Genomic DNA, 9,931 nt, shown 5'->3' on the forward strand with positions numbered 1-9,931 from the left:
CGCGAGCCGCACTCCGAAAGGGGTGCGGCCGACGGCGCGGAGAGCCCGGTCCGTGAGAGCCTGGGCATCGGCAGCGTGGGCGCCGGAGTGCTCGACCACGTGGTCGGCATCAGCCGAGAAGGGCGCCCACTGCGGTCATGACCGGGATCGACAGGAGCGTGCTCACCAGCACCGCGCCGCGCGCCAGCTCTCGCCCCACGCCGTGGGCGACCGCGTACACGTAGATGTTCTGCGCGGTGGGCAGCGCCGCGAACAGCGTGGCGGCCAGCAAAGCGGTGCCGTCCAGGCCGAGCAGGAAACGCGCGGCGAGGTAGGCGAGCGCGGGCTGGGCGAACGCCTTCAACCCGACGACGAGTACGAGCTCCCGCCGCCCGCGTCCCGACGGCACCTCCTCGCCGCCGTCGGTCCGGGGTGTGGGGGTGGTGCGGCGGGCGCCGTACAAGGAGAGGCCGTAGGCCAGGAGGGCGACGGGGACGGCCGCACCACCGAGCAGTTCGACCGGGCGCATGACCACGGGCGGCAGGTCGAGGTCGGCGAGTGCGAGTGCCAGGCCGAGCAGGGAGGCGACCGTGAGCGGGTTGCGCGGGGGCAGCAGCAACGCCCGCGAGCTGCGGTCCAGCACGAGAAAGGCGGCGGGCGTGAGTACCACGAGCTGGAACAGCAGGATCGGCGCGATGAGCGCCCCGTCACCGAGGACGTGGACGGCGATCGGCACGCCGAGGTTGCCCGCGTTCACATAGGAGGCCGCGAGCGCGCCGATAGTCAGATGACGCCGGTTGCCGCGCCACCACAGCACCGCCACCAGGACGAACACCACCTGTACGGTCACCACCGCCACGACCTGCGTCACCAGCACCGGGGAGAAGATCGAGCCCAGGTCGGCCCGCGCGACGGTGGCGAACAGCAGCGCCGGCGTGGCGACGTAGAAGGCCAGCCGGGACAACGTGAGCTCGTCCTGCGGCCGGAGCACGCCGAGGGCGCCGACCACGTAGCCGAGGGCGGCGACCGACACCAGTGCGGCGAACGCCGCGACGACCCCCGACACCCCGCCGAGGGTATATGTCCCGCTATTTGGTGACCCGGCGCCGATAGACGAGGTACGGGCGGAACAGGTATCCGATCGGGGCCGACAGTGCGTGCACCAGTCGCGTGAACGGGAACAGCGCGATCAGTGCCAGTCCCACGATCACGTGGACCTTGAACGGCGTGCTGGCCGCAGCCATCGCCGAGGCGTCCGGCCGCAGGACGAACAGGCTGCGGAACCAGGGCGAGACCGTCCCCCGGTATTCTCCGCCCGCGAACGTCGCCACCAGCCCGAGGACGATGGCCGACCCCAGGACGGCGTACAGCAGCTTGTCGTTCCTGGTCGTGGCCAGGAACACCGGCCCGGTCACCCGCCTGCGGTAGATCAGCAGGCCGAGCCCGGCCGCCGCGCAGACCCCTGCGACCCCGCCGGTGAGCCGGGCGAGCAGGTGGTAGGCCGCGTCGGACAGTCCGAGCGCCTGCGTCCACGACGCCGGGACGAACAGCCCGATCACGTGCCCGGCGATCACGAACAGCAGCGCGTAGTGGAACAGCGGGCTGGCCACCCGCAGCAACCGGCTCTCGTAGAGCTGCGACGAGCGGGTGGTCCAGCCGAACCGGTCGTAGCGGTAGCGCCAGATCAGCCCGCCGACCAGGACCACCAGCACCATGTACGGAACGATGACCCAGAACAGGCTCTCGCCGGAGCTCACCGGCCCAGCCCCACCGACTCGGCGGGCGGGCCGCCGCACGCCAGCCGCGTCACCGCCTCGCGCTGCTCGGCCGTCAGCGGCGGCAGCGTGTCCCTGACCGCCCCGAGCACCAGCCGGTACGGCGAAGCGTGCGTCTCCAGCGCCGCGAGCAGCAGTTCGACGCCGACGACGTGCTCGGCGAGCACCTCGCCGCCCGACGGGTCGAGGGCGGCGAACTCCAGCATGACCGGCAGGTAGTCGGGTAGTTCGTCGTCCATCAGCTCCCACCCGGCGCCCCGGTAGTGCGCCTTGAGCGCGGCCAGCGACCGGCCCCGCCGCCGGGTGTCGCCGTCGGCGTAGTAGGTGAGGTAGAGGCAGCAGGTCCGCTTGAGGTCGAACGTCTCGACGTAGTGCGCTGCCAGCCCCCCACCCCCCATTTCCCGAATTTTCGGGATAAAGCCGGGGAATCGGCCCCCAGCTGCCTCCTCGATCAGCGGCAGCCGCGCCCAGAACCGCTGATCCGGGTAGGCCAGCAGATGCGCCGCCGCCTGCCATGTCACCGCGTTCATGACCGCTCCTCCCTCTTCGGCGGGAACAGCCCGGCCGGGGTGCCCCTGCCGTCCCAGTTGAGGAGGTTCACCCGCTGATGGGTGCTCTCCTCGCCCCGCTGCCGCTGCTTCAGCCCGTGGAAACTCTCGATCGACACCGGCACCGGCTGCCCGGACCCCTCGCCGAACGGCCCCGCCATGCCGGGCCCGCCGTCGTAGTCGAGGCCGCACCCGAACTCCTCCACGGACCCCGGCCGCCCGCCGTACGCCGTCGGGATCACGTAGCGCTCGTCGTAGCGGGCCAGCGCCAGCAGCCGGTACATGCCCTCGATGTCCGTCGCCGACAGGCCCGCGTCGGGCACCTCCGGCTCCTGCCCGAGGTTGACCGCGCGCATGTAGGAGCGCATCGCCGCCAGCCGCCGCAGCGCCGCCGTCACGGGTGCCGGATCGCCCGCCGTGAACAACTCGGCCAGGTACTCGACCGGGATGCGCAGCGCCTCGACGGCCGCGAACAGGTTGCCCGCGTCCTCGCCGTCGTGCCCGCTGCCCGCGAGCGCGTCCACGACCGGCGACAGCGGCGGGACGTACCAGACCATCGGCAGCGTGCGGTATTCGGGATGCAGCGGCAGCGCCACCCGGTAGCGGGTGATCAGCTCGCGCACCGGCGAGCGCCGCGCCGCCTCGATCCAGTCCTCCGGCAGCCCGGAGGCCGCCACGGCCGGGTCGTCCGGATCGACGAAGACCGACAACTGGGCCTCGTACAACTCCTTCTCGTCGGTCACCGAGGCCGCCGCGCCGACCCGGTCGGCGTCGTACAGCATGACTCCGACGTACCTGAGCCGGCCGACGCACGTCTCCGAGCAGACCGTCGGCAGCCCGACCTCCACCCTCGGATAGCAGAACGTGCACTTCTCCGCCTTGCCGGTGCGGTGGTTGAAGTACACCTTCTTGTACGGGCACCCGGTCACGCACATCCGCCACCCCCGGCACCGGTCCTGGTCGACCAGCACGATGCCGTCCTCCTCCCGCTTGTACAGCGCCCCGGACGGGCAGGAGGCCACGCACGACGGGTTGAGGCAGTGCTCGCAGATCCTCGGCAGGTAGAACATGAACGCCTGCTCGAACTCCAGCCTGACCCGGTCGCCGATCTTGCGCAGCACCGGGTCGGGGGAGGGGTCGCCGCCCAGGTTGTCGTCCCAGTTGGCGCTCCAGCGGATCGCCGTGCGCTCGCCGCTGATCAGGGAGCGCGGCGGCGCGACCGGTACGTCGTCGGACAGCGGCGCCCTGGTGAGGTTGTCGTAGTCGTAGGTCCAGGGCTCGTAGTAGTCCTGGATGGCGGGCATCAGCGGGTTGGCGAAGATGCCGAGCAGCTTGCGCAGCCGCCCGCCCGCGCGCAGCCGCAGCCGCCCCTTGGCGTCCACCTCCCAGCCGCCGCGCCAGCGCTCCTGGTCCTCGTAGCGGCGGGGATAGCCCTGGCCGGGCCGGGTCTCGACGTTGTTGAACCACGTGTACTCGACGCCCGCCCGGTTGGTCCACGTCTGCTTGCACGTCACCGAGCAGGTGTGGCAGCCGATGCACTTGTCCAGGTTCATGACCATGGCGAGCTGGGCCATCACGCGCGGGCTCACTCGTAGACCACCTCCTGGGAGCGCCTTCTGATCACGGTGATCTCGTCGCGCTGGTTGCCGGTCGGTCCGAGGTAGTTGAAGGCGTACGAGAGCTGCGCGTACCCGCCGATCAGGTGGGTGGGCTTGACGAGCACCCGGGTCAGCGCGTTGTGGATGCCGCCGCGCCGTCCGGTCGCCTCCGTCCTGGGCACGTCGATGACCCGGTCCTGGGCATGGTGCATGTAGACGGTGCCGTCCGGCATGCGGTGGGAGACGACCGCCCTGGCCACGACCACGCCGTTGCGGTTGGCCGCCTCGACCCAGTCGTTGTCGGCCACGCCGATCCGGTCCGCGTCGCCGACGGACATCCAGATCGTGGGGCCGCCGCGCGACAGCGACAGCATGAGCAGGTTGTCCTGGTACTCCGAGTGGATCGACCACTTGGAGTGCGGCGTCAGGTAGCGCACCACCAGGCCGTCGCCGTGCTCGGCGCCGAACAGGGCGGTGAGGTCGAGCGGCGGGCGGTAGGTCGGCAGGGCCTCGCCGTACTCGTGCATCCACTCGTGGTCGAGGAAGAAGTGCATGCGGCCGGTCAGCGTGTGCCACGGCTTGCCGTGCTCGACGTTGATGGTGAAGGGGGAGTACCTGCGATTGTGCGACTCCTTGCCGGACCACTCCGGGCTCGCGGCGACATGGGTGGGTCTGGCCTGGGTGTCGGCGAAGACGATGCGGTGGCCCGGGTGCGCCAGCTCCGACAGGTCGTGGCCGGTCCGCTCCGACAACTGCGCGAAGCCCTGTGCGGCCAGGCGGCCGTTGCTCACCCCGGACAGCGCCAGGATCGCCTCGCACGCCTTGGCCTCGGTGTCGAGCAGCGGCCGGCCCCTTGCCGCCCCGCGCGGCGCGAGGCCGCAGCGCTCGCCCAGCCAGCCGATCTCCTCGTCCGGCGTGAACACCACGCCCTTGACGGGCAGCCCCTTGCGCTCGGCCAGCGGCCCGAGCGCCGCCAGCTGGTCGGCGACGGCGCCGTAGTCGCGCTCGACCACGGCGAGCACCGGCTCCACCCGCTCGGGCGCGCGCCCGCCGGGCTGGGCCAGCTCTCCGGGGGTGTCGTGCTGGTACGGCACCGCCACCACGTCCCGCCGCACCCCCAGCCGATCCTTCGCCAGCGCACTGAAGGCCCTGGCGATGGCGTGGAAGGCGGCGAAGTCGCTCTTCGTCTCCCACGGCGGGTCGATGGCCGGGTTGAAGGCGTGCACGAACGGGTGCATGTCCGTCGAGGACAGGTCGTGCTTCTCGTACCAGGTCGCGGCGGGCAGCACCACGTCGGAGAACAGCGTGGAGGAGGTCATCCGGAAGTCCAGTGTCACCAGCAGGTCGAGCTTGCCGCGCGGCGCCTGTTCGTCCGGTTCCGGAAGGTTCGACCGGGTGCCGAGCAGGTGGTGCAGGAAGTACTCGTTGCCCTTGGCACTGGAACCCAGCAGGTTGGAGCGCCACAGCGTGAGCACCCTGGGCCAGTTGCGCGGGTCGTCGGGGTCGTCTGCCGCGTACCGCAGCCGGCCCGCCCGCAGTTCCTCCAGCGTGTACGCCACCGGGTCGTCGGCCGCGCCCAGGTCGAGCGGGTTGCGGTCGAAGGCGGGCGCCATCGGCATCCACCCGTTCCTGACCGACTCGGCCACCAGATCGGCCGTGCTCCGGCCCCGGAACAGCCCGGGGCCGACCGGCGAGGACAACGCCCCGGCGTCGAAGCGGTCGTAACGCCACTGGTCGGTGTGCAGGTACCAGAACGGGGTGCCGGGCGTCTGCCTGGCGGGCCGAGCCCAGTCGAGGGCGGAGGCGAGCTGCGCCCACCCGGCCTGCGGGCGGCACTTCTCCTGGCCGACGTAGTGGGCCCAGCCGCCGCCGTTGCGGCCCTGGCAGCCGGTGAGCAGCAGCAGCGTCAGGAACGCCCGGTAGGTCGTGTCGCCGTGGAACCACTGGGTGGTCCCGGCGCCCAGGATGATCATGCAGCGGCCGCCGGTCTGCTCGGCCGTGCGGGCGAACTCGCGCACGATCCTCACCGCCCGCTCCGCCTTCACCCCCGTGACGGCCTCCTGCCAGGCCGGCGTGTACGGCTGGGCGGCGTCGTCGTAGCCGCTCGGCCAGACGCCGGGCAGGCCGGGGCGCGGGACACCGTATTGGGCGAGGAGCAGGTCGTAGACGGTGGTGACCAGGTGCCCGGCGACCTGCCGTACCGGGACGCCGCGCACCAGCGGGTCGCCGCCGTCGAAGCGCGGCAGCAGCACCTCCACCGCCTGCCCGCCGTCGACGGTGAGCAGGGGGTCGCCGTCGAGGTCGAGGTTCCACCGGCCTTTGCCGTGCTCGCCCCAGCGGAAGCCGATCGAGCCGTTGGGCACGACCGGCTCGCCGTCCGCGTTCAGCAGGACGGTCTTCCACCCGGCCGCCTCCTCCTCGGAGCCCAGGTCGGCGGCGGTGAGGAAGCGGCCGGGCACGTACGCCGTCCCGTGCGGGGTGAGCGTGACGAGGAAGGGCAGGTCGGTGAAGCGGCTGACGTACTCGGCGAAGTACGGCACCCGCCGCTCGGCGAAGCACTCCTTGAGCAGCACGTGTCCCATGGCCATGGCGAGCGCGCCGTCGGTGCCGGGGCGCACGGCCAGGAACTCGTCGGCGAACTTGGCGGCGTCGTTGTAGTCGGGCGCGACCACGACCACCTTCTGGCCCCGGTAGCGGGCCTCGGCCATCCAGTGGGCGTCCGGGGTGCGGGTGACCGGGACGTTGGCGCCCCACAGCACCAGGTAGGCGGCGTCCCACCAGTCGGCGGACTCGGGCACGTCGGTCTGGTCGCCGAAGACCTGCGGGGAGGCGACGGGCAGGTCGGCGTACCAGTCGTAGAAGCTGAGCATGGTGCCGCCGAGGAGGGAGACGAAGCGGGAGCCGACGGCGTGCGACACCATGGACATGGCGGGGATGGGGGAGAACCCGGCGATCCGGTCGGGGCCGTGGGCGGCGATCGTGTGGACGTGGGCGGCGGCGATCAGCTCGGTGGCGAGGTCCCAGGTGACGCGGACGAGGCCGCCGTGGCCTCTGGCCTGCTGATACCGCAGCCTCTTTTCCGGATTTGTCGTGACTTCGGCCCAGGCTTGCACCGGGTCCAGCCCGCTCTCCCTCGCGGCCGCGTACATCTCCACCAGCACGCCTCTGGCGTACGGGTACCGCACGCGCGTCGGCGAGTACGTGTACCAGGAGAAGGCGGCGCCGCGCGGGCACCCGCGCGGCTCGTACTCCGGCCGGTCGGGGCCGACGCTCGGGTAGTCGGTCTCCTGCGTCTCCCAGGTGATGATGCCGTCCTTGACGTACACCTTCCAGGAGCACGAGCCCGTGCAGTTGACCCCGTGCGTCGAGCGGACCACCTTGTCGTGGCTCCAGCGGTCGCGGTAGAAGGCGTCGCCCTCGCGCCCGCCCGCGAGGTGCACCGCCCGCAGGTCCGCGCTGGTGACAGACCGGCGGAAGAAACGCCCGGTCTTCAGGAGGATGTCCTCCGCCGTACTCATACCCCCACTTCATCACATTGAGTGAGGAGATGTTACACAGGGTGTCATGCGTGTGCGGAACCTGGCGCTGGCGACCGCCGCCTTCGCCGTCACCTTCTGGGCCTGGAACCTGATCGGGCCGCTGTCCGGCGGCTACAGCCGGGCGCTGCACCTGTCGCCGACCCAGACCTCGCTGCTCGTGGCGATCCCGGTGCTGGTCGGCTCGCTGGGGCGGATCCCGGCCGGTGTGCTCGCCGACAGGTTCGGCGGGCGGGTGATGTTCGCGCTCGTCTGCTTCGTCTCGATCGTGCCGGTGCTGTTCGTCGGCTTCTCGCAGACGTACGCGTCCCTGCTGTTCTGGGGGTTCCTGCTCGGCGTCGCGGGCACGTCGTTCGCGGTCGGCATCCCGTTCGTCAACGCCTGGTACGAGCCCGCGCGGCGCGGCTTCGCCACCGGCGTCTTCGGCGCGGGCATGGGCGGCACCGCGCTGTCGGCCTTCTTCACCCCGCGCCTGGTCGAATGGATCGGCCGGGGCACCACCCACCTGCTCATGGCGATCGCCCTCGCCGCCATGGGTGTGATCATGCTGCTGTTCAGCGCCGACGCGCCCGGCTGGCGTCCCGCGACCCGGCCCGCCTGGCCCCGGATCCGGGAGGCGCTGGCGATCCGGGCGACCTGGCAGTGCGCCTTCCTGTACGCGGTGGCCTTCGGCGGCTTCGTCGCCTTCTCCACCTACCTGCCGACCTTGCTGCAGAACGTCTACGCGCTCTCGCAGACCGACGCCGGGCTGCGCACGGCCGGATTCTCGATCGCCGCCGTGGTCGCCCGGCCGCTCGGCGGCGTGCTGTCCGACCGGGTCGGACCGGTCCGGATCCTGGTGGCGAGCTTCGCGGGTGCCACGGTGATGGCCCTGCTGCTGAGCCTCAAGCCGCCGCTGGAGCTCCCGGCGGGCGTCAGCTTCGTGCTGATGGCCTTCTTCCTCGGGCTCGGCACCGGCGGCGTCTTCGCGCTCGTCGCCCGGCTCGTCGACCCCGCCCGAGTCGGTACGGTCACCGGCCTCGTGGGCGCCGCCGGCGGCCTCGGCGGCTACTTCCCGCCTCTGGTGATGGGCGCCGTCTACTCCGCCACCGGGGCGTACACGATCGGCTACCTGCTCCTGGCCGCGACCGCCGCCGCGGCACTGCTCTACAGCGCCCGCGCCTTCCGAAAATGATTTGCCGGTTTACAGCGCATTTGTCAACCTTGACAGGCTATGCGCTCCCTGCCCGAAGCCGATCCCGGCACCCCCGACATCCGTTCTCCTCTCCGCTACCTGCTGTGGAACGTCAAGTGCCAGAGGGGCCCACTCGCCATAGGCGTCGGTTTCGCGATCCTGTGGTGGCTCGGCCAGGCGCTCGTTCCCGCCGTGCTCGGCAAGGGCATCGACGCCGTCACCGCCAAGGACACCGACGCGCTGCTCACCTGGAGCGCGGTGCTCTTCGGCCTCGGCCTCGTCACCGCCTTCTCCGGGATCATGCGGCACCGGCACGCCGTCTACTGCTGGCTGGCCGCCGCCTACCGGACCGTCCAGGTCACCTCCAAACAGGCCACCCGCCTCGGTGCCACGCTGCCCAAGCGGCTGTCCACCGGTGAGGTCATCAGCGTCGGCAACTCCGACATCGCGCACATCGGCAGCTCGATGGACATCCTGCTGCGCGGCACCGGCTCGGTCGTCGCCATCGCCACCGTCACCGTGATCCTGCTCACCACCTCACCCGTGCTCGGCCTGATCGTCCTGCTCGGCGTCCCGCTCATGGCGGTCGCCGTCGGACCGCTGCTCAAGCCGCTGCACCGGCGCCAGAAGGCCCACCGCGACCTCCAGGGCGAACTGTCCACCCGCTCGGCCGACATCGTCACCGGCCTGCGCGTGCTGCGCGGCATCGGCGGCGAGCAGGTCTTCGGCGAGCGCTACGGGGAGGAGTCCCAGCGCGTCCGGCACGCGGGCGTGCGCGTCGCGCGCGTCGAATCGCTGCTCGAAGGCGCCCAGGTGCTGCTGCCCGGCCTGCTCGTCGCCGTCGTCACCGGCATCGGCGCCTCCTTCGCCGTGGACGGCCAGATCACCCCGGGACAACTCGTCTCCTTCTACGGCTACGCCGTCTTCCTCATCGGCCCGATGCGCACGCTCACCGAGGCCGCCGACAAGATCACCAAGGGGCACGTGGCCGCCCGCCGCGTCATCCGCATCCTGTCGATCGAGCCGGAGATCGGCGGTGGCACCGGCACCAGCGAGGGCGGCGTGCTGCGCGACAGCTACAGCGGTGTCACGCTCCAGCCGGGCGTCCTCACCGCCCTGACCGCCTCGCAGCCGGAGGACTCCATCGCCATCGCCGACCGGCTCGGCCGCTACAGCGACGGCGACGTCACCTTCGGCGGCGTCGAACTCGCCACTCTCCCCGTCGCCGAGGTCCGCGAACGCGTCCTCGTCGCCGACAACGCCGCCAGGCTGTTCACCGGCAGGCTGCGCGACGAACTCGACGTCAGGGGCACCGCCTCCG

Annotated in this window: 7 protein-coding genes; 2 read left to right on the top strand and 5 right to left on the bottom strand. The window is 71.6% G+C overall.

Going from position 1 to position 9,931, the window contains the following annotated elements:
- Positions 1-109: 109 nt before the first annotated feature.
- From ABD120_RS34070 to ABD120_RS34090, 5 genes are read right to left on the bottom strand one after another with little or no spacing between them, the layout of a single operon-like run.
- Positions 110-1,045 (bottom strand): AEC family transporter, encoded by a 936-nt coding sequence (locus ABD120_RS34070; protein ID WP_343954410.1) that lies wholly within the window; start codon positions 1,043-1,045, stop codon positions 110-112.
- 22 nt (positions 1,046-1,067) lie between these two features.
- A complete protein-coding gene (narI, locus tag ABD120_RS34075) occupies positions 1,068-1,736 on the bottom strand; it encodes a respiratory nitrate reductase subunit gamma (RefSeq protein WP_343954411.1) in 669 nt (222 codons plus the stop codon).
- Complete coding sequence (gene narJ, locus ABD120_RS34080) at positions 1,733-2,284, bottom strand: nitrate reductase molybdenum cofactor assembly chaperone (RefSeq protein WP_343954412.1); 552 nt, start codon at positions 2,282-2,284, stop codon at positions 1,733-1,735. The genes narI and narJ overlap by 4 nt, the downstream gene beginning before the upstream one ends.
- Positions 2,281-3,876, bottom strand: a complete 1,596-nt coding sequence (gene narH / locus ABD120_RS34085; RefSeq protein ID WP_343954576.1) for a nitrate reductase subunit beta — start codon at positions 3,874-3,876, stop codon at positions 2,281-2,283. Before narH ends, narJ begins: the two co-directional genes overlap by 4 nt.
- A gap of 11 nt (positions 3,877-3,887) precedes the next feature.
- Positions 3,888-7,418, bottom strand: a complete 3,531-nt coding sequence (locus ABD120_RS34090; protein ID WP_343954413.1) for a nitrate reductase subunit alpha — start codon at positions 7,416-7,418, stop codon at positions 3,888-3,890.
- 46 nt (positions 7,419-7,464) lie between these two features.
- Here ABD120_RS34090 and ABD120_RS34095 point away from each other — a divergent pair, with 46 nt between their 5' ends.
- Together ABD120_RS34095 and ABD120_RS34100 are read left to right on the top strand one after the other, a co-directional pair.
- Complete coding sequence (locus tag ABD120_RS34095; RefSeq protein ID WP_343954415.1) at positions 7,465-8,610, top strand: MFS transporter; 1,146 nt, start codon at positions 7,465-7,467, stop codon at positions 8,608-8,610.
- Between the two features lie 39 nt (positions 8,611-8,649).
- On the top strand, positions 8,650-9,931 hold a 1,282-nt coding region (locus tag ABD120_RS34100; RefSeq protein ID WP_343954416.1), incomplete at its 3' end, for an ABC transporter transmembrane domain-containing protein.

Source organism: Nonomuraea longicatena, assembly GCF_039525605.1.
Classification (GTDB): domain Bacteria; phylum Actinomycetota; class Actinomycetes; order Streptosporangiales; family Streptosporangiaceae; genus Nonomuraea; species Nonomuraea longicatena.

What these genes read in the sequence shown, in the direction of transcription:
- narH (WP_343954576.1), bottom strand. Translation starts at nt 3,876, where the DNA reads ATGGCCCAGCTCGCCATGGTCATGAACCTGGACAAGTGCATCGGCTGC.
- ABD120_RS34090 (WP_343954413.1), bottom strand. Translation starts at nt 7,418, where the DNA reads ATGAGTACGGCGGAGGACATCCTCCTGAAGACCGGGCGTTTCTTCCGC.
- narJ (WP_343954412.1), bottom strand. Translation starts at nt 2,284, where the DNA reads ATGAACGCGGTGACATGGCAGGCGGCGGCGCATCTGCTGGCCTACCCG.
- ABD120_RS34095 (WP_343954415.1), top strand. Translation starts at nt 7,465, where the DNA reads ATGCGTGTGCGGAACCTGGCGCTGGCGACCGCCGCCTTCGCCGTCACC.